Origin of the sequence: Aeromonas sp. 603404, assembly GCF_049171775.1 — a bacterium.
Classification (GTDB): domain Bacteria; phylum Pseudomonadota; class Gammaproteobacteria; order Enterobacterales; family Aeromonadaceae; genus Aeromonas; species Aeromonas veronii_A.
The window spans coordinates 85,460-110,081 of sequence record NZ_JAAKPE010000009.1 but is presented as its reverse complement, the minus strand read 5'-3'; the positions used below and the strand labels follow the sequence as shown (position 1 = coordinate 110,081).

The following is a 24,622-nucleotide window of genomic DNA, read 5'->3' as shown; positions in this document are numbered from 1 at the left end:
TGCTGTGTAGTAAAAGCACACAACTGTGACTTCTGTCTATTGGAGGGGGCCTTGGGGCTCGTTATGATATTGCCCATCCGTCCCTCCTCCATCACAGATAAATCATGAGTGAAAGCAAGGCGTTATATCGGGTTCAGTTTATTTGCCACAACGAGCGCTATGAGGTTTATGTGCGCCAGGTGAATCAGGGCCAACTGTTTGGATTTATCGAGATCGCCGATTTTGTCTGGGACAACCACACGGCGCTTATCGTCGATCCCAGCCATGAAAAGCTCAAGAGCGAATTTGCCGATGTGCGTCACACCCTTATCCCCATGCATCAGGTGTTACGCATCGATCAGGTGAAAAAGCAGGGGGCTGCCCGCATTACGGATCTGGGTAGCAACGTCGCCTCCTTCCCCAGTCCCATTTATACCAAGCGTCCCTGATCCCTCATTGCCGTGGATGTTTCGCCGTGGCGAAACATCCATCTCTTCTCGCTGTCACCTGGCTCAGGGCTCGACCAGCTCGCGACCCAGTTGCAGGATCCGCTGGCGGAACCAGTGGCGGGCCGAGCCATCACCGGCCGGGCCATACCAGACCAGACTGTGACTCACCTTGCCGTAATCGAACGGTGCCGGACGCAGCTCCAGATCCGGCTGGCTGGCGATGCATGCCGCCCAGCCACCGATGGCGGTGAGGATCAGATCGGTCTGGGGCAGCAGGGCCGCCGCGCTGGCAAAATCGGGCAGGGTGGCGCCAATCTGGCGACGCACCTGTTGCTGGGCAAGGCTCTGCTCGAAGAAGGGGTTGGCCAGCTCCTGATCCCGGATGGCGATATGGCGCCAGCTCAGGTAGGCATCGAGATCCCAGGGCTTGGCCAGCGCCGGGTGGTCTTTGCGCAGCAGACAGACCAGTTTCTCTTCCCGCAGGGTCTCCCACACCAGCCCGGGCTGGCGCGGTAACGGCTGGCTCTGGTCATGGGGCAGGATCACGAAGTCGAGTTTGCCCGCTGCCAGCGCCTCCAGCCCCTGCTCATCCTTGTTCCAGATCTCCGGCACCATGCCCGGCACTTCTTTCATCAGCTGACCCAGAATGGGGCCCACCGGCCAGGTCATCACGCTCTCGCGCAATCCCAGCCGCAAGCAGCCCTGCCACTGCTGGGGGTTGAAGGCATTCTGGCGAGTGAGGCCGTTCAGCTCCCCCAACAACCGGTGCAGGGTGGGAGCCAGTCGCTCGGCCATGGGGGTGAGCAGCAGCTGGTTGCCCTGGCGGTAGAGCAGTTGATCCCCCAGCAGACCCCGCAGCTGGTTGAGGGTCTTGCTAACGGTGGAAGGCGTGGTGCAGAGCCGCTCGGCGGTGCGGGTGACGCTCTGGTTGTCGAGCAGCAGATGCAGGGTGACCAGATGGCGACCTCCCAGCCGAGAGAGTGCGATCAGATCCATAAGTACTCCACAAGCGAAGGGAAGAGACAAGACAAGAAAGCCCCGCCAAAGCGGGGCTGATGCGGATTAGCCCTTGAGCACCGCGGCCATGGCGTCAGCCACATAGTCGACGTTGCGGCTATTGAGGCCCGCCACGCACATGCGACCGGATCGCACCAGATAGACGGCGAACTCCTCGCGCAGCCTGTCCACCTGCTCCGGGGTGAAGCCGGTGTAGCTGAACATGCCGCGCTGGTTGATGAAGTAGCTGAAGTCGCGGCCCGGCACCTTGGCGCTCAGCACCTCGAACAGCTTCTGGCGCATGGCCTTGATGCGGGTGCGCATCTCGGTCACTTCGTCGACCCACATGGCGTGCAGCTCGGGCTGGCTCATCACTGCCGCGGTGATCTGGCCACCGTGGGTGGGCGGGCTTGAGTAGTTGCGACGCACGGTGGCCTTCATCTGACCCAGTACGCGGCTGGCTTCTTCGGCATCCTTGCAGATGACCGACAGGCCGCCGCACCGCTCGCCGTAGAAGGAGAGGTTCTTGGAAAAGGAGTTGCTGACGAAGAAGCTTACGCCGGCGGCCACCATGGCGCGAATGGCGTAGGCATCCTCTTCCAGCCCGTCGCCGAAGCCCTGATAGGCGATATCCACAAAGGGGATCAGGTTCTTCTCGACCACCAGCGCGATCACCCGATCCCACTGGGCACGGGAGAGATCCACCCCGGTCGGGTTGTGGCAGCAGGGGTGCAGCAGCACGATGCTCATGGCCGGCAGGGTACTCAGGCAGTCGATCATCGCATCAAACTGCACGCCGCCAGTGGCCGCATCGTAGTAGGGGTAGTCGTGCACCTTGATGCCGGCGCCTTCGAACATCGCCTTGTGGTTATCCCAGGTGGGATTGCTGACCCACACCTCGGAGGTCGGGAAGTAGCGCTTGAGCAGATCGGCGCCGATCTTCAGCGCGCCGGAGCCGCCGATGGTCTGGATGGTGGCGATACGTCCCGCCTTGACCGCTTCATGGTCGGCACCAAACAGCAGGTGTTGCACTGCGGTGCGGTAGTTGGCGGCGCCTTCCATCGGCTGGTAGGGGCGCGGGGCAGGGGCGGCCGCGCGCTGGGCTTCGGCCTGCTGCACCGACGGCAGCAGCGGAATGCGCCCCTGCTCGTCGTAATAGAGGCCGATCCCCAGGTTCACCTTCTGCTCGCGGGTGTCTTTGTGGAAGGTCTCGACTAGCGTCAGGATGGGGTCGCCAGCATAGGCATCGACGTGTTCAAACATGGGGGATCCTTGAAATTGACTGTCCAGTAAAACCGGCGGTCAGCCGGGCTGGACATCATGGCGCAAAGCTGGCGGTGGCTCAAGCCCGAAAGGGACGGGGGCTGGCGGGCAGACGCCACACAGCCGTAAACGGAATGATGCGGGGTCGCCCGCAGCCTCATTCACCGGTCCTACTTCAGATAGGATCGCAATACCCGCACTACTTGATCCAGATCTTCCAGCCGCTCGGCCGGGGTCGCCTCTTCGGCACCCAGATGCTCACGCATGTGCCCTTCCAGCACCTCCAGCATCAGGCCGTTGACGGCACCGCGAATGGCCGCGATCTGCTGCAAAATGGCGGCGCAGTCGCTCTCCTGCTCCAGCGCGTGCTCCAGCGCACCGGCCTGTCCCTTGATGCGACGTACCCGTGCCAGCAGCTTCTTTTTACCGTGAATGGTGTGTGACATGCAGGATCCTCTCGATCAATAAAACTATACTGGGGTATAGTATATTGCATTGTCGTCCTCAGGAGAAATCCATGTCATCCCTTGCCTCATCCCACTGCCACCAACCCGTCGTCCACGAAGGGAATCCGCTGGCCGAACAGAAGACTCGCTGGGCCGTGCTGCTGACTGTCATCATGATGGTGGCGGAGATCGGCGGCGGCTGGTTCTACAACTCCATGGCGCTGCTGGCCGATGGCTGGCACATGAGTTCCCACGCGCTGGCGCTCGGCCTCTCGGTGCTGGCCTACCGCGCCGCCCGCCACTTTGCCCGCGACCACAGATTCAGCTTCGGCACCTGGAAGATCGAGGTGCTGGGTGGCTTCACCAGCGCTCTCCTGCTGGTGGGGGTGGCCGGGCTGATGCTGTTCGAGTCGGTGTTCAGGCTGCTCGATCCCAGCCCGATCCACTATCAACAGGCGATCGCCATCGCGCTGGTGGGGCTGCTGGTGAATCTGGCCTGTGCCTGGCTGCTCAAGGATGATCACGGCCATCATCACCACGGCCATGGGCATGACCACCATCATGGGCATCACGACCACGATCATCATGACCATGACGATCACCACGGCCATCAGGATCTCAACCTGCGTGCCGCCTATATCCACGTGCTGGCGGATGCGGCCACTTCCGTGCTGGCGATCCTGGCACTGGTGGGGGGCATGCTGTGGGGGGCCGACTGGCTGGATCCCCTGATGGGCATAGTGGGGGCCGTACTGGTGGCGGTGTGGGCCTGGGGTCTGCTGCGCGACTCCGGTCGGGTGCTGCTGGATGCCGAGATGGATACCCCGTTGGTGGGTGAGATCCGTGAGGTGATTGCCGACCTGCCGGATGCCGAGATCCGCGATCTGCACGTCTGGCGGGTGGGCCAGCAGCAGTATGCCTGCGTGCTCTCCCTGCTGATGACTGCGCCTGTCTCCGCCAGCGAGATCCGCGCGCGGTTGGCGATACATGAAGAGCTGGTCCATGTGACCATAGAGATAGCCACTCCATAGCCAGATTTATGGCTGTCTATGCCAGATAGCGTGCAACTTGTACTCTGCAACACGAGTAAATCGAAGCAGTTTTTTCTGGGGAGGCCTGTGGCAGGCACGTGCTGACTATGTGCCTGGTACAAGCCTCACCGGGGCTAGGGGTGAGATGTGACGGTTTGAGTTAACGTTCGAAGAAGCGATAGAGGTGTTCTACCTGCATCGGGCAGTCAGCTACCAGATGCACATGATCGCGGGCCTGCTCGACCGTATCGAAACTGACCGGGCAGCCGAGGGTGTCGGTCAGCTCGTAGAGAGCGCCATCCTTGCCTCTGAATTCGATGAGCCAGCCGGGGATGGCCACGTCGTGGAGTATTTCGGCCTCTTGCAGGATCTGTTGTTGATAGAGCTTGCGAAGTTCACTGACTGTCATGATGCTCTCCTGTGAAGGGGGATTCAGCTCCAGTCTATGCCTCTCTTTGTGCGGACGGCAACCGGATCATCCCCGCAGGACCTCCCAGGCCCAGCGGATACGGATAAAGGTCTCGGCATTACCACCCCGATCCGGATGGTGCTGCAATGCCAGCTCCCGCCAGCGGCGGCGGATCGCCTCCTGACTCGCCCCCTCATTCAACCCCAACAGGGCCAGCGCCTCGGCTTTGTGCCCCTCACCGTCATAAGCGCGCCAGAAGCGGTTGAGCAGGGCTTCAACTTCGGCACGGTCGGTCTGCCAGAACACCTGCCAGTCGAGATAGTAGCTACGCAGATTTTCGCCAAGGGCAAAGCCGTGGTTGGCCTCCTGATTCCCGGCCAGCGGTTCGAGCCGGATATCCAGGGTGCTGATTACCAGCCACCATCCCTCTTGCCAGAGCTCGGCCTGCAACTGGTAGAGGGCGTTCATGATCAGGAAGTTGACCCGAAACAGCTGTAGTTGCTCATCGTCAGCCAGTACCGGAATTGCCCCCTGCTGGCGCAGAGCCGCCATCAGTTCATGCACCTTGTAGCTGCCCGCCGCCTGTTGCAGCAGCACCAGCAGAGGGGTGATCAGCGGATTGTGGTTGGCCTCGCTCATTCGGTTCCCTGCTCTCTGGGCGGCTGCAGGGCGATCAGCAGCTCACCCGCCTGCGGGGTGACGGGGCCGGTGACGATCTGGGGCTTGCCCTTGCCATCCATGATGAACAGAGGGATGGCGCCGGGATTGGCGGTCTGATACTGGGCCCAGTCGAACGCCTCGCTCAGGCGGGTCGCCTTGATCTGGCCGCCCCGGCTCAGCAGGCTGCTCAGCCGGGCATAGTTGATGTCGGGGCCGAACAGGTTCTGGCGAGCGCGGAAGGTGGCACTCTCCCGGTTGGCTTTGCCGTGCTGCTCGCTGGAGCGCAGGGAGTAGACCTGCTCCTCGCCGTAGAGGTGGGCAAAGTGCAGTACCCCGAGGGCGTTGTTGTGACGGTTGGGGGAGAGCGCCAGCACGGTACTGATGCTGGTAAGCGGCAGGTGCAGCTCGGCATGTTCCGACTGGGGGTTGCCGAAATAACAGGGGAGGTTGCTCATCCGCGCCTGTTTGCAGAACTCCCAGGCGGGATCGCAGAGCTGTACCGGCACACCCTGATCCGCCAGCGCCTTGCCGATAGCCCGCGCCACCGAGTTGGCCCCTATGATGAGCCAGGTGTTGGGGGCGCTCTGGCGCATCTTGAGCAGGCTGGCCAGCGGTGCCGAGGTGAGGCTCTGCAACACCACGGTGGAGATGATCACCGCAAATACCAGCGGCACCAGCTTGTCGGCATCGGGGATCTCGGCCTGATGCAGGCTGATGGCAAACGAGGCGCTGACCGCCGCCGCGACTATGCCGCGCGGGGCGATCCAGCTCAGCAGAGCGCGAGCCCGCCAGGAGAGATCCGAGCCCCAGGTCGAGACCAGAATACAGAGCGGACGCGCCACGAATTGCACCACGCACAGCAGCGCCAGCACCATGGGGCCGAGTTGCCAGAGCTGGGCCAGATCGAGGCGGGCCGCCAGCAGGATAAACAGGCTGGATATAAGGATGACCGCGAGATCCTCCTTGAACGCCAGCACCTCCTCCAGATCCAGCCCCTCCTGATTGGCGAGCCAGATGCCGAACACGGTCACCGCCAGCAGGCCAGATTCGTGGCTGAGCCAGTTGGAGAGGCTGAAGGTGACCAGCACCAGCGCCAGCACGCCGAATTTGTGCAGGCTGACCGGTAGCCAGTCCTTGCGAATGAGCAGGGTGGTGAGCCAGCCTGCCGCCACCCCGATCAGGGAACCGACCAACACTGTCTTGCCCAGCGCCAGCAGGGTATGGCTGATGAGATCTCCCTGACTGCCGAGGCGTACCGCCTCGAATACCAGCACCGCAAACAGGGCGCCGATGGGGTCGATGACGATCCCCTCCCAGCGCAGAATGCGGTCCACCTCCCGGGTGGGGCGGATCACGTTGAGCATGGGGGCGATCACCGTCGGGCCCGTTACCACCAGTACCGCGCCGAGCATGGTGGCGACCCGCCAGTCCAGCCCCAGCAGGAAGTAACCGGCGCTGCCGATGACGGCGAAGCTGACCAGCATGCCGGTGGAGCAGAGATTGCGTACCACCTTGCCGATCCCCTTGAGCTCGGCCAGATGGAGGGTCAGCGCCCCCTCGAACAGGATGATGGCCACCGACAGGGAGACCAGCGGGAACAGCAGATCCCCGAGCAGGGCATCGGGATCGAGCAGGCCGCTGACCGGGCCCAGAGTCAGGCCGGTGAGCAGCAGAAACAGGATGGCGGGCACCCGCAGCGACCAAGCAAGCCATTGGGCCAGCACGGAGACCAGGGCGATCCCGGCCAGAGAGAGGGCAATCATGCAGACCTCGATTCAGGCAGTGAGTATGGAGCTAGTGTAGTGGCTAAGTTGGTCAGATTGACACCTGAAGGCGCGTGCATCATGGCCGGGATGGGGAGATGTGCGACAGTCGGCGTCATGGTGGCTAGCGGTGGTGTGAAGGGCGCCAGCCAGACGCCAACCGTGGTGATGGGGTGGCCTCAGGGCCGGATTAGATGGGGCTCTCCTTGTGGAGCTCGCCGACACAGTCGGCCAGCGCCAGTACCAGGGCGGAGCGCACCATCTGATCGAGCCGGTTGAGCTGCATCTGGTAGAAGGCCCAATCCTCTTCGCTGGCGGGGGGCTCCAGCTTCATCATGCCGCCCTGATTGACTCCGTGCAGGCGGTCGAGCAGGTCGCGGATCGGCTTGTCGCTGAAGCGGTAATCCTTGGGGTCGCGCACCAGAAAGTCGCGGATCTTGAGATAGGCTTCCAGATCCTGATAGCGCTCAAGGGAGATGAGGCCGAGGGCGAAGATGAGCTTGAGGCGCACCTCCAGCTGGCCGAGGGGGCCGCTCTGGTTGAGCAGGGGTTCGATGGCGTATTTGACGGCATACTCCTCCTGACGAAACGCGCGTCGCATCAGGGAGTCGACCGCCTCTTCCAGGATGGTCACGGCTTCGAGAAAGAAGCCGCGTGGGCCATCCTGCTCGTTCAGTCGTTCCAGTACTTCATCTTCCTGGTGTGTGGTCATAGGTGCATTGGGTCCAGCTGACAGGGAGAGAGTCAGCCTCTCTCCCGGTTTTTATCATATGGGGCACATTCCCTTGCCATTCAAGCGCTTGGCGCGCTATCAGTGGTGGCTGAATGCGCCGCAAGCAGGGTTATTACAGGGTTTCGTAACGGGCGACGATGGCGCGAACCACTTCGCTCTCTTCATCCAGTCCGGTGACGCGGGCCAGCGCTTTGGCCGGGCCAAGCTCCGCCAGCAGGGCTTGCAGCTCCACCGCCTGCGGGTCATCGGCATTGCGATAGTGGAGCGCCGCGGCGATCCCCTCCTGCAACTGATCGCTCGGCAGGCCGTACTCCAGGGTGCCCAGCAGCGGCTTCACCAGTCGATCTCCCGCCGCCAGCTTGCGCAGCGGCTGACGACCGACCCGGTCAATCTCGTCCACCAGATAGGGGTTGGCGAAGCGGGCTAGGATCTTCTCGATGTAGGCGGCGTGCAGACGCGGGTCGAAGCCGTAGCGTTTCACCAGCACGGCACCGCTCTCCTCCATGGCGCGGCGTACCTTGCTGCGGATCACCGGATCTTCGATCGCCTCGCGCACTGTGCGGTAGCCCCGCAGTTTGCCGAGGTAGGCGGTGACGATGTGGCCGGTGTTGAGGGTGAACAGCTTGCGCTCGACGAAGGCCATCAGGTTGTCGGTGGGCTCCATGCCCGCCACCTGTGGCAGCTCTCCCTTGAACTGGGTCTGGTCGACGATCCACTCGCTGAAGCTCTCGACCGTCACTTCCAGCGGATCATCGTTGGCAGCCGCGGAGGGCGGCACGATGCGATCCACCGCCGAGTCGACGAAGCCGATACAGGATTCGAGCGTGGCATGATACGCGACCGGCAGGTACTTGAGTACCTCCCGCTTGAGGTGGCTGGTGCCGCGTACCATGTTTTCACAGGCGATGACGTTCAGCGGTGTCAGGTTGCCGGCATCGAAGCGAGCTTGCAGCCCCTTGGCCAGGGTGCTGGCAATCTTGTCCAGAATGTTGGGGCCGACGGCGGTGGTGACCAGATCGGCGGTGATGATGCGGGCGATCACCTCGTGACCGGCGGAACTGACCGCCGCCACGTTGCGCACCACGTCCAGTTTCTGATCCGCCCCTACCACATGAACCTTGTACTCCTGACGGTGGTTGAGCTGGTCGATCAGGATGTCGTTGACGTCGGCGAAGGTGACCTGATGGCTGGCATCTGCCAGCACTTTACCGATAAAGCCGCGACCGATGTTACCAGCACCAAAATGTAATGTTTTCATGATATTAACCTCTTGAACCAAAGACGATGAAAGATGATTACGCAGCCTGTTCGGCACCCAGCAGATCCAGGAAGGCCTGGGGATCCGTGGTGCTGGCCAGCCGGTCGATGAGACCGGGTTCATCCAGTGCATTGGTCAGGCGGGTTATTACCTGCATGTGTTCGTCGTTGCGGGCGGCGATGCCGATCACCAGCCGCGCTACCTCATCGGCAGCCTCGCCAAAGGCGACCCCGGCCGGGTACTGGCAGATGACGATGCCGGTACGCTTCACAAACTCCTTGGCGGCGATGGTGCCGTGCGGCACGGCGATGGATTCGCCGAGGTAGGTGGAGACCAGTTGTTCGCGCTCCAGCATGGCGTTGACGTAGTCGGGCGCCACGTAGCCGCGCTCTGCCAGCAGTCGGCCAGCGGTCAGGATGGCGGCCTCCTTGTTGTCCGCTTTCAGTCCCAGATGCACGTCATGACGGCTCAGGGTAAAGACTTCGGCTGCCTGCGGCTCGTAGCTGTCGTCGTTGGCGGCCACCAGCAATTGTGGGTTGGCGACGTCATCGTTGGCGGCGCGGCTCAGGCTCTGTACCAGCTCCTGATAGAGGCCGTTGTCGAGGAAGTTGGTGAGCGAGATATGGTGAGCGTTCGGCGCATGGCGACGGGCCCGCTCGGTCAAATCCTTGTGGGTAATGACCCAATCCACCTGATCGTCGAGCTGATCGATGGCGCGGTTGGTGACGCTGATATCGAGCCCGGCGGCCTGCACCCGTTTGCGCAGCATGCCGGCGCCCATGGCGCTGGAGCCCATGCCCGCATCGCAGGCGACCACGATATTGCGTACCGCCATCAGTTCGCCGCCCGGCTTCTTGGCCGCTGCGGTTTCGGGCTTGCCGCCCTTCATGGCTTTCATCTTGCGGGTGGCTTCACCGAGGGCATCGGCCTCGTCGGCTTCCGGTTGATGGGCGCGAACGAACACGGCGGCGACCAGGAAGGAGACCAGAGTCGCGCTGATGATGGAGAGGGCGACCCCGATCAGGGAGGCTTTCGGCGTCATCAACAACACGGCGAAGATGGAGCCCGGTGAGGCAGGGGAGACCAGACCGGCGTTGAACAGGGTCAGGGTAAAGACCCCGGTCATGCCACCGGCGATCACCGCCAGAATGAGGCGCGGGTTCATCAGCACATACGGGAAGTAGATCTCGTGGATGCCACCGAAGAAGTGAATGATGGAGGCGCCAGCCGCGGACTGCTTGGCCGCACCACGACCGAACACCATGTAGGCCAGCAGCACGCCCATGCCCGGGCCCGGGTTCGCTTCAATCAGGAAGAAGATGGAGCTACCGTGCTCGGTGGCTTGCTGGATCCCCAGCGGCGAGAAGATGCCGTGGTTGATGGCGTTGTTGAGGAACAGGATCTTGGCCGGTTCGACGAAGATGGAGGTGAGCGGCAGCATGTGGTTTTCTACCAGGAAGCCGACGCCACCGGCCAGCAGGCCGGAGAGCACCTTGACGAAGGGGCCAATCACGAAGAAGGCGAGGATGGCCAGCAGCATGCCGATGAGGCCGGCGGAGAAGTTGTTGACCAGCATCTCGAAGCCGCTCTTGACGCGACCGTCCATCGCCTTGTCGAAGCGCTTGATGGCCCAGCCACCGAGCGGGCCGACCATCATAGCACCCATAAACATCGGGATGTCGGTCCCCACGATGACACCCATGGTGGTGATGGCACCGACCACGCCGCCGCGCTCACCGCCCATCAGTTTGCCGCCGGTGTAGCCAATCAGCAGCGGCAGCAGGTAGGTGATCATGGGGCCGACCAGCTTGGCCAAGGTTTCATTGGGCAGCCAGCCGGTGGGGATGAAGAGGGCGGTGATAAAGCCCCAGGCGATAAAGGCGCCTATGTTGGGCATGACCATATTGGACAGGAAGCGTCCAAAATTCTGTATCTTGACTTTGGTATCCGGTGATAACATGTCGGGACCCCGTTTTAAGCCTGTTTGATTAAAAGTGGTAGTTCGGGATGGCCGGTTTTGCCGAACCGCCATCCCGGTCGTCTAAGCAACTTCAATCTACCAGCTTGATATCAAATTAGGCTGAAAACGGGGTGTCTTGTGAACCACCTCTCAGATACCCAGCGATACCCCCTCCCAAACCAGTGATCCTGATCACGTTCGAGAGCTGTAATTCGGCTACATTTCGATCTTTTCTGTTTTGCATGGTCATTTTTTGTGATTTAAATCACTAAAGTTACTTTGTGGCCCCCTTGTGGAATGGTGATTAGCGTCACAAATTCGATTTTTGTATTCGAATGGGACAAATTACTCAGTCACTCATCAGCGGGTAGTGACGATGGATCTATCGAAACACTCCATTGCTTATCAATGAATCAATAAATTTGTAACCCGCTTTCAGTTTTTACGGTCGGCGGCTAGGACTCTTTTGCGGCTGATTGATGGGAGTGGGCGCCAACATGCAGGATGTTATCGAGCGGCAGATGTTCGGGGTGCTTGCTTGCCGCGCAGGGCAGACAGCAGATAAAAACAAACCGCCAGCAGGCGGTTTGTCGGTTTTGGTGATCTGGCCCCAGTCGGGGGCTGCGGCTTAGTAGAAGCCGGCATCCTCGGAGGAGGGGCGGGTCTTGAAGCGGCGATGGAGCCACATGTACTGCTCCGGCGCCTTGCGCACCGCAGCTTCAATCTCGCGGTTGGCGCGGGCGGCATCAATCATGTCATCTCCGCTCGGGTAGTCGGCGAGCGGCGCCCCGATATGCAGGGTGTAACCCTCGCTGGTACGGATGTTGTAGCAGGGCAGGGTAACGGTGTTCTTCACCCGAGCCAGGGTGGCGGTGCCGGTGATGGTGGCCGCCTGCTCTACCGCGAAGTAGGGCACGAACACGCTGGCGTGGCTGCCGTAGTCGTGATCCGGTGCATACCAGAGGGCGTCGCCGTTGCGCAGCGCCTTGATCATCCCCTTCACATCCATCCGGTCCACCAGATATTTGTTGGAGGCGCAGCGACCGTGGTACTGGGCATACTCCAGCACCGGGTTGGTGTTGGGGCGATAGACGCCGACCCCGGGGCGCACCAGCCCGAAACAGCGGGCGTTGAGTTCCAGCGTCAGGAAGTGGCAGGAGAGCAGCAGCATGCCCTGACCTTTTTCCATGGCGGCGATGACGTGTTCTTCCCCTTCCACTTTCATCAGGTTGCGCATCCGCCAGTCTGGCCAGAACCAGGCGATCCCCACCTCGAACACGGCACAGCCCACGCTCTCGAAGTTTGCCTTGAGCAGTTTCTCCCGCTCATCCCGGGTCAGCTCGGGCATCGCCAGCTCCAGATTGCGACGGGCAATCTTGACCCGGGACTTCAATATCCTAGCGGCGAGGCGACCGAGCTGACGGCCCAGCCACATCTGGCTACGCCACGGCAGCAGGGTCAGCAGCCAGAGCAGGCCTAAGCCGAACCAGCTGGCCCAGTAACGGGGATGAAACAGGCGGGGCTCCAGGCGGGGAGCGTTGTCGTGGGCCATGGCTAATCTCTTGTTCGCAAACACAATCGGGGGATTCTAGCCGAAAAGGGGGGGCGGGGGCGAATGGCTGTGTGCTGGTCAGAGGGGTAGCCTGCGTCCGGTTAGCGTGACAGCGGCGGCAACTGCGGTCGGCTTTTTCTACACCGGATAAAAGAGTGTGATAAAATCGCCCGCTGATTTTTCAGGTTTTGAGAGTCGATACAGATGAAGATCACCCTGCCCGATTTTGAAAAAGCCCGCGTTCTGGTCGTTGGCGATGTCATGTTGGACCGTTACTGGCATGGCCCTACCGGTCGGATCTCCCCCGAGGCGCCGGTGCCCGTGGTCAAGGTTGAACACATTGAGGAGCGTCCCGGTGGCGCGGCCAACGTGGCCCTCAACTCCGCTGCCCTTGGCGCCCACGCTGTGCTGCTTGGCCTGACCGGTCAGGACGAGGCTGCCGATGCGCTGGCTGGCCAGATGGCTGGCGTCAAGGTGGCCTGTGATTTCGTTCGTCTGGCCGACTTCCCGACTATCACCAAGCTGCGTGTGCTGTCACGCAACCAGCAGCTGCTGCGTCTGGACTTTGAAGAGCCCTTCCACTCCGTCGATGCCACCCTGCTGATGAGCAAGGTGGAGCAGGCGCTGCCGAATAGCGACGTGATGATCCTTTCCGACTATGGCAAGGGGGCTCTCAACGACGTGCCCGGCATGATCCAGCGCGCCCGTGCCGCCGGTATTCCGGTGCTGGTCGACCCCAAGGGTACCGACTTCGAGAAGTACCGCGGCGCCACCCTGCTGACCCCCAACATGTCCGAATTCGAGGCCGTGGTGGGCAAGGTGAAGAGCGAAGAAGAGCTGGTCGCCAAGGGGCTGGATCTGGTCAAGCGTTTCGAGCTGGATGCCCTGCTGGTCACCCGTTCCGAGAACGGCATGACCCTGATCCGCGAAGGTCAGCCGGAGCTGCATCTGCCGGCTCAGGCCCACGAGGTTTATGATGTGACCGGTGCCGGTGATACCGTCATCTCCACTCTGGCTACCTCACTGGCGGCAGGCAAGAGCCTGGACGAAGCCTGCGCGCTGGCCAATACCGCAGCCGGTATCGTGGTCGGCAAGCTGGGTACCTCTACCGTTAGCCCGGTCGAGCTGGCCAACGCCCTCTATACCGAGCAGGAGACCGGCTTCGGCGTCATGTCCGAAGCCCAGCTGAAAGTGGCGGTTCGTGCCGCCCGTCTGCGCGGCGAGAAGGTGGTGATGACCAACGGTTGCTTCGACATCCTGCACGCCGGCCATGTCTCCTATCTGGCCAACGCCGGCAAGCTGGGGGATCGCCTGATCGTGGCGGTCAATACCGACGAGTCGGTTCGTCGCCTGAAAGGGCCGGGTCGTCCGGTCAACCCGACCGAGCGCCGTATGGCCGTACTGGCTGCGCTGGGCGCGGTGGACTGGGTTGTGCCCTTCTCCGAGGATACCCCGCAGCGCCTGATCGCCGAGATCCTGCCGGATCTGCTGGTCAAGGGCGGCGACTACAAGCCGGAAGATATCGCCGGTTACGCCGAAGTGACTGCCAACGGCGGTGAGGTGCGCGTCCTCAACTTCGAGGATGGCTGCTCCACCACCGACATCATCAAGACGATCCGCGAGCGCGGCTAACGTTCTGCTAGCCCCGCAATCTGGCGGGGCTCACTATCGGCGGTAGCAAACCGGCAGAAATACGGATAACAAAAAGGCGACCTTGCGGTCGCCTTTTTCATGTCCGATAGCGGCTATCAGCCTTTGGCTTTTGCCGTGGCAGGCATCAGACCCTGGTTCACTTCCACCAGATCCTGCGCTTCCAGAATACCGGCAGCCTGTTTCAGGCTCAGGATATTGAGAATGTAGTTGTAACGGGCTTCGGAGAGCTTCTGCTTGGCCTCGTACAGCTTGCGAGTAGAGTCCAGCACGTCGACGATGGTACGGGTACCCACTTCGTAACCGGCTTCGGTTGCCTTCAGGGCGCTGTCGGCGGAGACCACAGACTGGCTGTAGGCGCGCACCGAGCCGATGCTGGCGTTCACGTTGTTGTAGGAGGAGCGCACTGTGCTCTGCACCGAGCGGAAGTTCTTCTCCAGCAGTTCACTGGCCGCAACGTAGTTGTATTGAGCCTGTTTTACCTTGGAGCTGGTGGCGCCACCACTGTAGATGGGCAGCTTGAAGGTCAGACCGATATTGGCCTGATTGTCATTGCCGCCGCTCTGAATACTATCCAGCTTGTAATCGGTATTGCTGGTTTGCAGTCCGGCACCCAGATCCAGAGTCGGCTCATGGCCGGTTTTGGCCAGATCGATCTGCTCCTTGGCAATGTCCTTGCTGATGCGGGCACTATGCAGTTGCAGGTTTTTGTCCAGCGCCAGCTCCAGCCACTTGTCGGAACCGAAGGCAGTCTTTTGCGGGCTGAAGCGATCGGTGTTGAGGATGTCCAGGTTGCGGTGATCAACACCGGTCAGCTCGCGCAGGGTCTCGTAGCTGTTGTCCAGCGAGTTTTCTGCATTGATCTCGTCAGCCAGCGCCTGGTCGCGAGAGGCTTCTGCTTCATGGACGTCGGTGATGGCGGTCAGGCCCACTTCGAAACGCTGCTGGGTTTGCTCCAGCTGACGCTCTACCGCAACCTTGTTGGCACGGACGAACTCCAGGGTATCCATCGCCTTGAGCACATCAAAGTAGGCTTTGGCGGTGCGCACCATCAGGTTCTGGATTTCGAGGTTGTAGGCGACATCTGACTGAGTGGCCTGCTTCTCGCTGATATCCAGATTGACCCAGTTACTGCGACGATAGAGGGATTGCGACAGCGTCACCTCACCCTTGGCGTTGGTATTGCTCTGGGTATCGTTCTTGTTTTGCAGATAATTGAGCCCGGCACCCAGATCGATCTGGGGCAGCAGAGGGGCACGGGATTCGTTGATCTTCTCGAAGGCCTGGTCGCGAACGGCTTTGGACTGCAGCAACTGCGGGTCTTTGATCTGGGCTTGCTGGTAGATGTCGAGCAGGTTTTCGGCATGGGCACCGGCACTGACGCCCAGCAACACCATGACTGACAAAAGTGTTCTTTTCATAGATCGTTTTAACCTTATGTAGTAACCCAAACTGGTTGCTGGAGAGGCAAATATTGTCACCGACCAAGCTTGATTGCAGCTTAATCACTCTACTATAAGCAAAATTTAATGCTAAGAGTCTCAGGTCCGGTGACGGGAACGTCAAGAACCGGACGCAGTTTTCTCCCCGCGCGCCTAGCCAAATGGTCTGTGGCTGCTAAAATCCACCCCTCATTACCATGGCACGCCGAGTGAATGAACGTTCATTCATGTTCCTCGGATTTTATGGTCAAACTGATACAAGTCAAGCTGACGGGAGCCCCGGATGTCGCAGCAACCCTTGCCGCAAGATCGGCATTACGCCGCCGATGATGTGAAAATCATTGAAAAATCAGCTGGATATAACGGCTTCTTCAAGGTGAATGTCTATCGTTTGCAGCATCGGTTATTTGCTGGCGGCTGGAATCAGCCCATCGTGCGCGAGCTGTTCGAGCGGGGCCATGCTGCCGCACTGCTGCCCTATGATCCAGTGCGCGACCAGATCGTGCTGGTGGAGCAGTTCCGTATCGGCGCCATGGAGACCAGCCCGACCCCCTGGCTGCTGGAGCTGGTAGCCGGCATCATCGACGAAGGTGAGACCGCCGAGGCGGTGGTGCGTCGCGAAGCGGTGGAAGAGGCCGGTATCGAGGTGGCCCGCTGCGAGCATGCCATCAGCTATCTGGTGAGCCCGGGCGGCAGCACCGAGCGGATCGAGGTCTTTGTGGGCGAGGTGGATGCCAGCAAGGCCGAGGGACTGCACGGGCTGGCGGATGAGGGCGAGGATATCCGGGTGCACGTGGTGAGCCGCGAACAGGCCTACGCCTGGCTCAAAGAGGGACGTATCGACAATGCGGCCTCGGTCATTGCCCTGCAGTGGTTGGCCCTCAACCATGGCGAGCTGCGCGCCCGCTGGCTGGCGGATCGCTGAGGTGGCGCTGACCCTGCAACAGAGCAGGCGCTATGTTCCTGATCTGATGTCCTTGCAGCGTACCTGCGAGGTCAATTACATGGCGTTGATGAAACTGCTGCCGCCAGATGGGGAAGTCGGCGCCGAGCGCCGCTATCGGGTCGGCAACGATCTGCAGTTCCAGCTCACCATCATTGGCGAGAGTCGCTTCACCAATCAGGTGATCCTGAGCCAGCACAACCCCGAATTGCCCGAATATTTACAAGCTCAGATAGAGATTCGTTTGTATCATGATGTGCGGATGGCGGAAGTGTGTGCAGCGCAACAGATTTCCCGTTTGCAACCACGTTATGATTATCCCAATAAAAAGATGCACCAGCGGGACGAAAAGGAGCAGGTAAATCTGTTTCTGGCCGAATGGCTAAAATTTTGTCTCAGACATGGTACCAGCCCGATCAATATCTCCAGTTGAACAAATAAAAAGAAGCGTGATTTTGGAAACAGAGCTCCCCCAGGCGCAGGACGGCAGTGTGCGCCTGTTGCAAATTACCGACACCCACCTCTTCGCGAGTGCCGAAGGGCGGCTGTTGGCTGTGCGCACCGCAGAGAGTCTGGCCGCCGTGCTGGAACAGGTGCAGGCCAATGAACACCCCTACGAGGTGATTCTGGCGACCGGCGATCTGTCGCAGGATCACAGCCCGGAATCCTATCAGCGTTTCGCCTCCATGATGGCGCCTCTTGGCCGCCCCATCTACTGGCTGCCGGGCAATCACGATGACAGCCCGCTGATGACCGAATATCTCCATGCCGCCGGGATCAGTGAATCCAAGCTGCTGGTGGGCGACCACTGGCAGGTGATCCTGCTCGACACCCAGGTGCGCGGCAAACCCCACGGCATGATTGGCGATCACCAGCTGGCCGCCCTCGACCGCGCCCTGCGCCAATATCCTGATCGCCACGCCCTTATCACCCTGCACCATCAGGCGGTGCCGGTGGGCTGCGCCTGGCTGGATCAGCACAATCTCAAGAATGCCGATGACCTGTTTGCCGTACTGGCCCGTCATCCGCAGCAGAAGACCATTCTGTTCGGCCACGTTCATCAGGAGTTTGACGAGGTGCACCGCGGGGTGCGGCTGATTGCCAGCCCATCGACTTGCATTCAGTTCAAACCGCTCTCTGATGGCTTCGCGCTGGATGAATCCGGCCCGGGCTGGCGCTATCTGACCCTCTATCCGGATGGGCGGGTGGCCAGCGAGGTGTGGCGCCTGCCGGTGGGGCAGTTTGTGCCCGACCCCAACGCTACCGGTTATTGAGGAGCGCATTCCATGAAGTCGGTTCTCCTTTATCTGCACGGTTTCAACTCCTCACCGGGCTCCGCCAAGGCCCAGCAGATGGCTGCCTGGGTGGCCGCCAATCGGCCGGATATCGAGGTGATCATTCCGGCTCAGCCCAATACGCCAGCGGCGGCTTGGGCAGCTATCGAACAGACTATTGCCAATTTGCAGAGCTGCTATGGTAGCGAATTCAAGCTCGGCGCAGTGGGTAGCTCCCTCGGTGGCTTTATGGCGACCCGGGTCAGCGAGCAGTACGGCTGCCGCGCGGCGCTGATCAATCCGGCGGTGCGCCCGCACGAGCTGCTTTGCGACTACCTTGGCCCCCAGACCAATCCCTATACGGGTGAGCAGTACGAACTGCTGCCTCAACATATGGACGAGCTGCGGGCACTGGCGGTACCGGTGACGGCGCCGGAGCGACTTTGGGTGCTGCAACAGCAGGGGGATGAGGTGCTCGACTATCGCAAGGCGCTGGATGAATACCGCTTTGCCCGCCTCTCGCTGGAGTGCGGTGGCAACCATGCCTTTGTGGCGTTCGAGCGCTACCCCGCCCAGATCATCCGTTTCCTCGGGTTATAGTCAGGTTTGAGTCAATAAGGGCGGTCTCGCCCTGCTTGTTCTTCTCCAGATCAAGCTTTCGGTGCGGGGAGTTTGTTCTACCCCCGCCTAGCAGTTAAGATTCCCTCCAAATGTCAATTCGCAAGGCCCTCCATGTCTACTCAATACAATGCGGATGCCATTGAGGTCCTCAATGGCCTTGAGCCGGTGCGTCGCCGCCCCGGCATGTATACCGACACCACCCGGCCCAACCACCTCGGCCAGGAGGTCATCGACAACAGCGTCGATGAAGCGCTGGCAGGTCACGCCCGCAATCTGGAGGTGATCCTGCATGAAGACCAGTCCCTCGAAGTGATCGACGACGGCCGCGGCATGCCGGTCGATATCCACCCGGAAGAGGGGGTCAGCGGGGTGGAGCTGATCCTCTGCAAGTTGCACGCGGGCGGCAAATTCTCCAACAAGAACTACCAGTTCTCCGGCGGTTTGCACGGGGTGGGTATTTCGGTCGTAAACGCCCTCTCCGATCGGGTCGAGGTGACGGTGCGTCGCGACGGTCAGGTCTACGACATCGCCTTCGAGCGTGGCGAGAAGGTGCAGGAGCTGACTATCACCGGCACCTGCGGTCGTCGCAACACCGGCACCCGGGTGCGTTTCTGGCCGCAGGCGAGCTACTTTGATTCGCCCAAATTCTCGGTCACCAAGCTGGAGCACCTGCTCAAAGCCAAGGCCGTGCTCTGCCCCGGTCTTACCATCAAGTTCCTCGACAAGAACACCGGCATCAAGCTGGAGTGGTGCTACGAAGATGGCCTCAAGGATTATCTGGTCGACGCGGTCAAGCAGTTCACCTGCCTGCCGGAGCAGCCTTTTATCGGCTCGTTCAGCTCCGAACAATCGGCGGTGGACTGGGCGCTCTGCTGGTTGCCGGAAGGGGGCGAATGCCTCGCCGAATCCTATGTGAACCTCATTCCCACCGCGCAGGGCGGTACTCATGTCAACGGTCTGCGTCAGGGCCTGCTCGACGCCATGCGCGAGTTCTGCGAGTTCCGCAACCTGCTGCCGCGCGGGGTCAAGCTGACTCCGGAAGATATCTGGGATCGCTGTGCCTACATCCTCTCCATCAAGATGCAGGATCCACAGTTCGCCGGTCAGACCAAGGAGCGGCTCTCCTCGCGCCAGAGCTCGGCGTTCGTCTCCGGCGTGGTGAAGGATGCCTTCAGCCTCTACCTGAACAGCAACACTGAGCTGGCAGAGCAGATTGCCGAGATCTGTATCAGCAGCGCCCAGCGCCGGATGCGCGCCGCCAAGACGGTGGTGCGCAAGAAGATTACCCAGGGCCCGGCGCTGCCCGGCAAGCTGACCGACTGTAACTGCGCCGACCCCATGCAGGGGGAGCTGTTCCTGGTGGAGGGGGACTCTGCGGGCGGCAGTGCCAAGCAGGCGCGGGATCGCGAGTTTCAAGCCATCATGCCGCTGCGCGGCAAGATCCTGAACACCTGGGAGGTGGAGGCCGGTCAGGTGCTCGCCTCGCAAGAAGTGCACGATATCTCGGTCGCTATCGGGCTCGACCCCGACTCCGAGGATCTCAGCGGCTTGCGCTACGGCAAGGTGTGCATCCTCGCGGATGCGGATTCGGACGGTCTGCACATCGCCACCCTGCTCTGCGCCCTCTTTGTGAAGCACTTCCGCACGCTGGTGGAGAAGGGCCACGTCTACGTCGCCATGCCGCCCCTCTACCGGATCGATATCGGTAAAGAGGTCTACTACGCCCTCGACGAGGACGAGAAGAACGGCGTGCTGCAACGGGTCGAAGCCGAGAAGAAGAAAGGCAAGGTGATGGTGACCCGATTCAAGGGTCTGGGTGAGATGAACCCGAAACAGCTGCGGGAAACCACCATGGATCCCAACACCCGCCGTCTGGTGCAACTCACCATGGAGCCGGCAGGAGAGAGCGAAGGGGATGCGGCTGACGAGACCCTGCAGCTGATGGACATGCTGCTGGCCAAGAAGCGGGCGGGTGATCGCCGTGAGTGGCTTGAAGAGAAGGGCAACCTCGCCATCATTTAAGCCGTCGGCCGGCCCTGTCGGGGCCGGCAAGCATTTAGCCGGAGTCGCCCTGTGGCGGCTCCCGAACCGAAAGAGAAAATCACATGAGTGATGCTATCGAGCTCAGTCTGGACGGGGTAGAGCGCCAGCCAATGCGCACCTTTACCGAACAGGCTTACTTGAACTACTCCATGTACGTCATCATGGATCGGGCCTTGCCGCATATCGGCGATGGCCTCAAACCGGTGCAGCGGCGCATCATCTACGCCATGAGCGAGCTGGGTCTGTCTGCCCTCTCCAAGCACAAGAAATCCGCCCGTACCGTGGGTGACGTGCTGGGTAAATATCACCCCCATGGCGACAGCGCCTGTTATGAAGCCATGGTGCTGATGGCCCAGCCCTTCTCCTACCGCTACCCGCTGGTGGACGGTCAGGGTAACTGGGGTGCGCCGGACGATCCCAAATCCTTCGCCGCCATGCGTTATACCGAAGCGCGCCTGTCCCGCTTCTCCGAGCTGCTGCTCTCAGAGCTCGGCCAAGGCACGGTGGAGTGGACGCCGAACTTCGACGGCACCATGAAGGAGCCGGTGGTGCTGCCCGCCCGCCTGCCACACATCCTGCTCAACGGGGTGACCGGTATCGCGGTGGGCATGGCGACCGATATTCCGCCCCACAACGCGCGGGAAGTGGCCTACGCCTGTGCCGAGCTGCTCGACAACCCCAATGCGGGGCTGGATGCGTTGATGCAGCACATTCAGGGGCCGGACTACCCGACCAACGCCGAGATCATCACCCCGCGCGACGATATCCGCAAAATCTACGAGACCGGCAAGGGCTCCATCAAGCAGCGGGCGGTCTGGAGCGAGGAGGATGGCGACATCGTCATCACCGCGCTGCCCCATCAGGCCTCCGGCGCCAAGATCATGGAGCAGATCGCCGCCCAGATGGTGGCGAAAAAGCTGCCGATGGTCACCGATCTGCGGGATGAGTCGGACCACGAGAACCCGACCCGTCTGGTGATTGTGCCGCGCTCCAACCGGGTGGATGTGGAGGGGCTGATGGCCCACCTGTTCGCCACCACGGATCTGGAGAAGAACTACCGGGTCAACCTCAATATCCTCGGCCTCGACAACCGGCCGCAGGTGAAGTGCCTCAAGACCATCCTCAGCGAGTGGATCCAGTTCCGCCGCGAGACCGTGCGTCGCCGCCTGCAATTCCGCCTCGACAAGGTGCTGGCTCGCCTGCACATCCTCGAAGGCTTGCTGATCGCCTATCTCAACATCGACGAGGTGATCGAGATCATCCGCACCGAGGATGAGCCGGGCAAGGTGATGGTGGAGCGCTTCAACATTACCGAGACCCAGGCCGAAGCGATCCTCGAGCTGAAACTGCGCCATCTGGCCAAGCTCGAAGAGTTCAAGCTGCGCGCCGAACAGAACGAACTGGCCGAAGAGCGCGACAAGCTGGAGCTCATTCTGGGCTCCGAGCGTCGCCTCAACACCCTGCTCAAGAAAGAGCTGCTGGCCGATGCCGAGAAGTACGGCGACGATCGCCGCACTCCGCTGGTGGAGCGGGCTACCGCCGTGGCGCTGACCGAGAAAGAGCTTATTCCCAGCGAACCGGTCACCGTCATCCTCTCCGACAAGGGGTGGGTGCGCGCCGCCAAGGGCCACGACGTAGATGTGGCGGGGCTCTCCTACAAGGCGGGGGACAGCTATCTTGCCCACGCCTGTGGCCGCAGCAACCAGCAGGCAGTGTTCCTCTCCACCCTTGGGAGAACCTACGCCCTCGAATCCCACACCTTGCCATCCGCCCGCAGTCAGGGCGAACCGCTCACCGGCCGCTTTGCACTGGGGGCCGGGGAAGAGGTTCGTCATCTGGTGATGGGCAACGAGGGTGAGCCGTATCTGATCGTCAGCGACGCCGGTTACGGCTTTGTCTGCACCTATGACGACCTGATCGGCAAGAACAAGAACGGCAAGGCGCTGCTCACCGTGCCGGAAGGGGGTCAGGTGATGGCACCCCAGAAGATCGGCTCGCCAGAGACCGATCTCTGCATGGCCATCTCCAACGAAGGGCGCATGCTGCTGTTCCCGCTCAACACCCTGCCGGTGCTCGGCAAGGGCAAGGGCAACAAGCTGATCAGCATTCCGTCGGCGCGCGTGAAGGCGCGGGAAGAGTTTGTGGTGATGGCCGCCGTCATTCCGCAGGGCCAGTCGGTCACCCTGTTTGCCGGCAAGCGCAAGCTCACTCTTAAGCCATCTGATCTTGACTACTACCGCGGCGAGCGCGGCCGTCGCGGCGCCAAGCTGCCCCGCGGTTTGCAGCGTGTCGATCGCATCGAGATTGAACCCGCCGCTGGAACCGAACCGGTAGCCGCGGAAAATCAGGAAGGGTAATTAATATAGAAGGGCGCGAAAGCGCCTTTTTTATTATAAATTTTTTTTTGGTGATTTCATGTACGATTTTATAAAGGATTTTTCACCTGTCTTTTTAGCTTTTTTTGGATTGTTTGTCCCAATTTATCAAGCTCAACGGGAAAGAAGAGCTAACTTTAAAAAAGAACATCAAATTAAAATATTTGAACAATTGCTCTCTGTTTCCAATGCACTGACATCTACTTGTGATGAACTATCTTTAAAAGCGTTGATATGGCGTGTTAATAAAGCGGATGGACATGAGGTTGACCTCCCTAAAAGAATGGATTACGCAATGCAGCTTGAGCATGTCACGTATTTGTTTTGCAAAGAATTGGAATGCCACGAAATTTTAAATCCTTTGTTATTTAGAACAACTCGTTTCATGATTCAAGCAAAACTATACGAGCTTTCTAGGGAACAACCATATCTTGAAAAAAATGACTTTTTTAGTAAGTTAGAATGGGTATCTAGAGAAATATCGTGTTTCACCAGAGATCTCATATCATGTTTGCAAAATGAGATTTATGGCGAGCTATTTTTAACAAAGGTTTCACCAAGGGAAACGACAATGGATAGTTTGAAGGTTATAAGAAATGAACCTGATAAACTGTATGCGCTATTAGAATATGTACAATGTGAAACTCACTATGGTAAAGAAGTGTTGAAAGTGAGTTAGTTTTGCATAGGCCTTTATAAGGCTGTAGGTCTGATTAACGAAGCGTAATCAGACCTACGCAAACGATAAACGCTGGCGTATGCCATTTAGTTCTGGACTTTAGCTACTGATAACTAATGATGTTTTGTCGAATGAACTCAATAAATACACGTGTTTTAGCAGGAAGATATTGGCGATTTGCATAAACAGCAAACAACTGCAATGGGGCGGCGGGTAGCTCAAGTTCAATTTCAACCAAGCTGCCATCATCAATAAACTCTTGACAAGATACTTTGGCAAGAATGGCAAAACCTACACCGGCTACTGCTGCTTTTAACGCCAGTTCGCCACTATTGACCCGGTAGTGTTCATTCACCTGAATGGTGGAAAATTCACTGCTCGTGCGAGTAAATTGCCAAGGCATCCCTTTCAGAGCGCTCACCGTTGTTATGCAGGGGAGAGTTTTGAATTGTGATGTGTGGTTGGGAAGCCCCCACTTCTGGATCAATGAAGGGGAGCCAACAACAGTACAGGGAATGGTGGTCAAATGGCTGGCTATGTAATCGCAATCATCCATCTTGCCTCTGTGAATGATGATTGCCATGTCCAAATCCTCTCTTAATGATTCAAGTCCGGAGAGATTGGTAATGCAGCTGATCGTTATTTCAGGATGTTGGCAGGCAAAGTCGGCAATGGCAGTACCGAGCAGTTTTGGCCCAGCCTCATTGGGGATGCAGATGCGTAATGGCCCTTTCAGCTGAATCTGCTGTGATGTCAATTCAGCCTCGGTTTGCTCCAGTGATTCCAGCAGTGGTTTTACTCGGGTATAGAGCAATTGCCCTGATTGTGTGAGCTTCATATGGCGGGTTGAGCGTTCAATCAGTTGAAGGTTCAAGGCTTCTTCCAATTGAGAAATACTGCGGCTCACATTTGAGGTGGGGATTTGAAGGGTTTTAGATGCCCCGACAAAACTGCTGTTTTCAACCACTGCAATGAAAATCTTCAGCGCATTCAATTCCATGCCGGTACGCATTGATTATCCCTAATCTGATAACAATTCATGCCATTTTAACGAATAAAATTAAAATGTGATAGTGGGTATACTTTCTATCTCTAA

22 protein-coding genes are annotated in these 24,622 nt (G+C 59.7%); 10 read left to right on the top strand and 12 right to left on the bottom strand.

Annotated elements, in window-relative coordinates:
• Nucleotides 1-104: 104 nt before the first annotated feature.
• Nucleotides 105-428 (top strand): DUF1820 family protein, encoded by a 324-nt coding sequence (locus G5306_RS13415; RefSeq protein WP_216952118.1) that lies wholly within the window; start codon nucleotides 105-107, stop codon nucleotides 426-428.
• 63 nt (nucleotides 429-491) lie between these two features.
• Here the strand turns inward: G5306_RS13415 and G5306_RS13410 are convergent, their stop codons facing one another.
• The 3 genes from G5306_RS13410 to G5306_RS13400 form a co-directional block, all read right to left on the bottom strand.
• Nucleotides 492-1,424, bottom strand: a complete 933-nt coding sequence (locus G5306_RS13410; RefSeq protein WP_216952117.1) for a LysR family transcriptional regulator — start codon at nucleotides 1,422-1,424, stop codon at nucleotides 492-494.
• 66 nt (nucleotides 1,425-1,490) lie between these two features.
• Nucleotides 1,491-2,687: an aromatic amino acid transaminase gene (locus G5306_RS13405; RefSeq protein ID WP_421312975.1), complete on the bottom strand. Its 1,197-nt coding sequence runs from the start codon at nucleotides 2,685-2,687 to the stop codon at nucleotides 1,491-1,493.
• Nucleotides 2,688-2,857: 170 nt separating this feature from the next.
• A complete protein-coding gene (locus tag G5306_RS13400) occupies nucleotides 2,858-3,133 on the bottom strand; it encodes a metal/formaldehyde-sensitive transcriptional repressor (protein ID WP_005343089.1) in 276 nt (91 codons plus the stop codon).
• Between the two features lie 71 nt (nucleotides 3,134-3,204).
• Here G5306_RS13400 and dmeF point away from each other — a divergent pair, with 71 nt between their 5' ends.
• Nucleotides 3,205-4,164 (top strand): CDF family Co(II)/Ni(II) efflux transporter DmeF, encoded by a 960-nt coding sequence (gene dmeF / locus G5306_RS13395; RefSeq protein ID WP_227341451.1) that lies wholly within the window; start codon nucleotides 3,205-3,207, stop codon nucleotides 4,162-4,164.
• Between the two features lie 160 nt (nucleotides 4,165-4,324).
• Here dmeF and G5306_RS13390 read toward each other — a convergent pair whose 3' ends face one another.
• The 7 genes from G5306_RS13390 to lpxL all read right to left on the bottom strand — a co-directional run bounded on the left by G5306_RS13390 (nucleotide 4,325) and on the right by lpxL (nucleotide 12,499).
• Nucleotides 4,325-4,573, bottom strand: a complete 249-nt coding sequence (locus G5306_RS13390; protein ID WP_216979542.1) for a hypothetical protein — start codon at nucleotides 4,571-4,573, stop codon at nucleotides 4,325-4,327.
• A 66-nt stretch (nucleotides 4,574-4,639) separates the two neighbouring features.
• Nucleotides 4,640-5,212 (bottom strand): DNA-J related domain-containing protein, encoded by a 573-nt coding sequence (locus G5306_RS13385; RefSeq protein WP_421312974.1) that lies wholly within the window; start codon nucleotides 5,210-5,212, stop codon nucleotides 4,640-4,642.
• Entirely contained in the window at nucleotides 5,209-6,996 is a 1,788-nt protein-coding gene (locus G5306_RS13380) for a cation:proton antiporter (protein ID WP_216952113.1), read from the bottom strand. Before G5306_RS13380 ends, G5306_RS13385 begins: the two co-directional genes overlap by 4 nt.
• 190 nt (nucleotides 6,997-7,186) lie before the next feature.
• Nucleotides 7,187-7,708 carry an MltR family transcriptional regulator gene (locus G5306_RS13375; protein WP_005354914.1) on the bottom strand — a complete coding sequence of 174 codons (522 nt, stop codon included), beginning with the start codon at nucleotides 7,706-7,708 and terminating at the stop codon, nucleotides 7,187-7,189.
• A 133-nt stretch (nucleotides 7,709-7,841) separates the two neighbouring features.
• Nucleotides 7,842-8,987 carry a mannitol-1-phosphate 5-dehydrogenase gene (locus G5306_RS13370; protein ID WP_216952112.1) on the bottom strand — a complete coding sequence of 382 codons (1,146 nt, stop codon included), beginning with the start codon at nucleotides 8,985-8,987 and terminating at the stop codon, nucleotides 7,842-7,844.
• A gap of 37 nt (nucleotides 8,988-9,024) precedes the next feature.
• Nucleotides 9,025-10,947, bottom strand: a complete 1,923-nt coding sequence (locus G5306_RS13365) for a PTS mannitol transporter subunit IICBA (RefSeq protein ID WP_216952111.1) — start codon at nucleotides 10,945-10,947, stop codon at nucleotides 9,025-9,027.
• Between the two features lie 628 nt (nucleotides 10,948-11,575).
• Nucleotides 11,576-12,499 carry an LpxL/LpxP family Kdo(2)-lipid IV(A) lauroyl/palmitoleoyl acyltransferase gene (gene lpxL, locus G5306_RS13360; protein WP_216952110.1) on the bottom strand — a complete coding sequence of 308 codons (924 nt, stop codon included), beginning with the start codon at nucleotides 12,497-12,499 and terminating at the stop codon, nucleotides 11,576-11,578.
• 204 nt (nucleotides 12,500-12,703) lie between these two features.
• Here lpxL and hldE point away from each other — a divergent pair, with 204 nt between their 5' ends.
• The gene (gene hldE / locus G5306_RS13355) at nucleotides 12,704-14,131 is read left to right on the top strand and encodes a bifunctional D-glycero-beta-D-manno-heptose-7-phosphate kinase/D-glycero-beta-D-manno-heptose 1-phosphate adenylyltransferase HldE (protein ID WP_058058377.1); all 1,428 of its coding nucleotides are present in this window, start codon (nucleotides 12,704-12,706) and stop codon (nucleotides 14,129-14,131) included.
• A gap of 116 nt (nucleotides 14,132-14,247) precedes the next feature.
• Here the strand turns inward: hldE and tolC are convergent, their stop codons facing one another.
• A complete protein-coding gene (gene tolC / locus G5306_RS13350) occupies nucleotides 14,248-15,570 on the bottom strand; it encodes an outer membrane channel protein TolC (RefSeq protein ID WP_216952108.1) in 1,323 nt (440 codons plus the stop codon).
• 304 nt (nucleotides 15,571-15,874) lie between these two features.
• On the opposite strand from tolC, the gene nudF reads away from it, so the two are divergent.
• The 7 genes from nudF to G5306_RS13315 all read left to right on the top strand — a co-directional run bounded on the left by nudF (nucleotide 15,875) and on the right by G5306_RS13315 (nucleotide 23,526).
• Nucleotides 15,875-16,516: an ADP-ribose diphosphatase gene (gene nudF, locus G5306_RS13345; protein ID WP_005335901.1), complete on the top strand. Its 642-nt coding sequence runs from the start codon at nucleotides 15,875-15,877 to the stop codon at nucleotides 16,514-16,516.
• Nucleotides 16,479-16,967: a DUF1249 domain-containing protein gene (locus G5306_RS13340; protein ID WP_196783449.1), complete on the top strand. Its 489-nt coding sequence runs from the start codon at nucleotides 16,479-16,481 to the stop codon at nucleotides 16,965-16,967. The genes nudF and G5306_RS13340 overlap by 38 nt, the downstream gene beginning before the upstream one ends.
• A gap of 22 nt (nucleotides 16,968-16,989) precedes the next feature.
• Nucleotides 16,990-17,808: a 3',5'-cyclic-AMP phosphodiesterase gene (gene cpdA / locus G5306_RS13335; protein WP_005335897.1), complete on the top strand. Its 819-nt coding sequence runs from the start codon at nucleotides 16,990-16,992 to the stop codon at nucleotides 17,806-17,808.
• 12 nt (nucleotides 17,809-17,820) lie between these two features.
• Nucleotides 17,821-18,408 carry a YqiA/YcfP family alpha/beta fold hydrolase gene (locus G5306_RS13330; protein ID WP_421312973.1) on the top strand — a complete coding sequence of 196 codons (588 nt, stop codon included), beginning with the start codon at nucleotides 17,821-17,823 and terminating at the stop codon, nucleotides 18,406-18,408.
• Nucleotides 18,409-18,540: 132 nt separating this feature from the next.
• A complete protein-coding gene (gene parE / locus G5306_RS13325) occupies nucleotides 18,541-20,451 on the top strand; it encodes a DNA topoisomerase IV subunit B (RefSeq protein ID WP_005363090.1) in 1,911 nt (636 codons plus the stop codon).
• Between the two features lie 83 nt (nucleotides 20,452-20,534).
• Nucleotides 20,535-22,829: a DNA topoisomerase IV subunit A gene (gene parC / locus G5306_RS13320; RefSeq protein ID WP_421295727.1), complete on the top strand. Its 2,295-nt coding sequence runs from the start codon at nucleotides 20,535-20,537 to the stop codon at nucleotides 22,827-22,829.
• Nucleotides 22,830-22,887: 58 nt separating this feature from the next.
• The gene (locus G5306_RS13315; RefSeq protein ID WP_219265047.1) at nucleotides 22,888-23,526 is read left to right on the top strand and encodes a hypothetical protein; all 639 of its coding nucleotides are present in this window, start codon (nucleotides 22,888-22,890) and stop codon (nucleotides 23,524-23,526) included.
• A 103-nt stretch (nucleotides 23,527-23,629) separates the two neighbouring features.
• Here the strand turns inward: G5306_RS13315 and G5306_RS13310 are convergent, their stop codons facing one another.
• On the bottom strand, nucleotides 23,630-24,538 hold the full coding sequence (locus G5306_RS13310; RefSeq protein WP_421295728.1) for a LysR family transcriptional regulator: 909 nt from the start codon (nucleotides 24,536-24,538) through the stop codon (nucleotides 23,630-23,632).
• Nucleotides 24,539-24,622: the final 84 nt, after the last annotated feature.

What these genes read in the sequence shown, in the direction of transcription:
- hldE (WP_058058377.1), top strand. Translation starts at nt 12,704, where the DNA reads ATGAAGATCACCCTGCCCGATTTTGAAAAAGCCCGCGTTCTGGTCGTT.
- G5306_RS13315 (WP_219265047.1), top strand. Translation starts at nt 22,888, where the DNA reads ATGTACGATTTTATAAAGGATTTTTCACCTGTCTTTTTAGCTTTTTTT.
- G5306_RS13330 (WP_421312973.1), top strand. Translation starts at nt 17,821, where the DNA reads ATGAAGTCGGTTCTCCTTTATCTGCACGGTTTCAACTCCTCACCGGGC.
- parE (WP_005363090.1), top strand. Translation starts at nt 18,541, where the DNA reads ATGTCTACTCAATACAATGCGGATGCCATTGAGGTCCTCAATGGCCTT.
- G5306_RS13405 (WP_421312975.1), bottom strand. Translation starts at nt 2,687, where the DNA reads ATGTTTGAACACGTCGATGCCTATGCTGGCGACCCCATCCTGACGCTA.
- G5306_RS13385 (WP_421312974.1), bottom strand. Translation starts at nt 5,212, where the DNA reads ATGAGCGAGGCCAACCACAATCCGCTGATCACCCCTCTGCTGGTGCTG.
- G5306_RS13390 (WP_216979542.1), bottom strand. Translation starts at nt 4,573, where the DNA reads ATGACAGTCAGTGAACTTCGCAAGCTCTATCAACAACAGATCCTGCAA.
- dmeF (WP_227341451.1), top strand. Translation starts at nt 3,205, where the DNA reads ATGTCATCCCTTGCCTCATCCCACTGCCACCAACCCGTCGTCCACGAA.
- G5306_RS13375 (WP_005354914.1), bottom strand. Translation starts at nt 7,708, where the DNA reads ATGACCACACACCAGGAAGATGAAGTACTGGAACGACTGAACGAGCAG.
- G5306_RS13365 (WP_216952111.1), bottom strand. Translation starts at nt 10,947, where the DNA reads ATGTTATCACCGGATACCAAAGTCAAGATACAGAATTTTGGACGCTTC.
- G5306_RS13410 (WP_216952117.1), bottom strand. Translation starts at nt 1,424, where the DNA reads ATGGATCTGATCGCACTCTCTCGGCTGGGAGGTCGCCATCTGGTCACC.
- nudF (WP_005335901.1), top strand. Translation starts at nt 15,875, where the DNA reads ATGTCGCAGCAACCCTTGCCGCAAGATCGGCATTACGCCGCCGATGAT.
- G5306_RS13340 (WP_196783449.1), top strand. Translation starts at nt 16,479, where the DNA reads ATGGCGAGCTGCGCGCCCGCTGGCTGGCGGATCGCTGAGGTGGCGCTG.
- G5306_RS13415 (WP_216952118.1), top strand. Translation starts at nt 105, where the DNA reads ATGAGTGAAAGCAAGGCGTTATATCGGGTTCAGTTTATTTGCCACAAC.
- G5306_RS13310 (WP_421295728.1), bottom strand. Translation starts at nt 24,538, where the DNA reads ATGCGTACCGGCATGGAATTGAATGCGCTGAAGATTTTCATTGCAGTG.
- tolC (WP_216952108.1), bottom strand. Translation starts at nt 15,570, where the DNA reads ATGAAAAGAACACTTTTGTCAGTCATGGTGTTGCTGGGCGTCAGTGCC.
- G5306_RS13380 (WP_216952113.1), bottom strand. Translation starts at nt 6,996, where the DNA reads ATGATTGCCCTCTCTCTGGCCGGGATCGCCCTGGTCTCCGTGCTGGCC.
- parC (WP_421295727.1), top strand. Translation starts at nt 20,535, where the DNA reads ATGAGTGATGCTATCGAGCTCAGTCTGGACGGGGTAGAGCGCCAGCCA.
- G5306_RS13370 (WP_216952112.1), bottom strand. Translation starts at nt 8,987, where the DNA reads ATGAAAACATTACATTTTGGTGCTGGTAACATCGGTCGCGGCTTTATC.
- G5306_RS13400 (WP_005343089.1), bottom strand. Translation starts at nt 3,133, where the DNA reads ATGTCACACACCATTCACGGTAAAAAGAAGCTGCTGGCACGGGTACGT.
- lpxL (WP_216952110.1), bottom strand. Translation starts at nt 12,499, where the DNA reads ATGGCCCACGACAACGCTCCCCGCCTGGAGCCCCGCCTGTTTCATCCC.